Source organism: Micromonospora sp. LOL_024, from assembly GCF_048060415.1.
Taxonomy (GTDB): domain Bacteria; phylum Actinomycetota; class Actinomycetes; order Mycobacteriales; family Micromonosporaceae; genus Micromonospora.
Window position 1 is genome coordinate 1 of the sequence record NZ_JBHMIS010000161.1, and the last position, 845, is coordinate 845.

Annotated in this window: 1 pseudogene; it reads left to right on the top strand. The window is 69.0% G+C overall.

Annotated features, from left to right (window positions below):
- Positions 1-845 (top strand): annotated as a pseudogene (locus tag ACFHWY_RS28705) (IS5 family transposase); the annotation flags it as partial.

An 845-nucleotide genomic window follows, 5' to 3' on the forward strand; every position in this document is an offset into this window, starting at 1 on the left:
CTTCGTCCAGTTCGCCGCGCTGTGTCCCGAGCGACCTGGGTTCGACCCGTCGCATCCTCTTGGTTGCCACCGGCGGCGGATCCCGGACCGGGTCGTGTTCGAGCTGGTCATCGCCGCTCTGGTCCACGGCTCGGGCTACGAACGGGTGGCCACCGGCCAGTGTTCGGACCGTACGATCCGCCGGCGCCTGCACCGGTGTGGGCCGAGGCCGGCCTGGGTGAGCAACTGCACGAACTGGCCCTGGACGCCTACGACCGGATGATCGGCCTGGACCTGACCGACGTCAGCGCCGACGGCGCGATCACCAAAGCGCCGTGCGGCGGAGACCGGGCCGGCCGGTCCCCGGTCGACCGTGGCAAGGGCGGCATGAAGCGCTCGACCGGTGTGGACGGCTACGGCATCCCGCTCGGGATCACCGGCGCCCCCGCGAACCGGCACGACTCGCCGCTGCTACGCGACACCTTCGAGCAGTGCAGCCGCCAACTACGCCATCACTGGCCCCAGCAGGTCACCGCCCACCTCGACCGCGGGTACGACAGCAAACGCACCCGCGAGTTGCTCGACGAGATCGGCTTCGACGCCGAGATCGCCCGCACGGGCATACCCGCCCCGATCCAAGTCGGCAAGCGGTGGGTGGTCGAGCGCACGAACTCGTGGATGAACGGCTTCGGCAAGATCCGCCGCTGCACCGACCGCAACACTGCGATCATCGACTTCTACCTCTACCTGGCCGCCGCGATCGTCACGATCCGTCAACTCATCCAACGAGCCCGCACGCTCTATCGCTGGGACACCCGGCCGACAACCCGCCGACTCAGGGTCACGCCCATTGCCGGTCGCTCTTA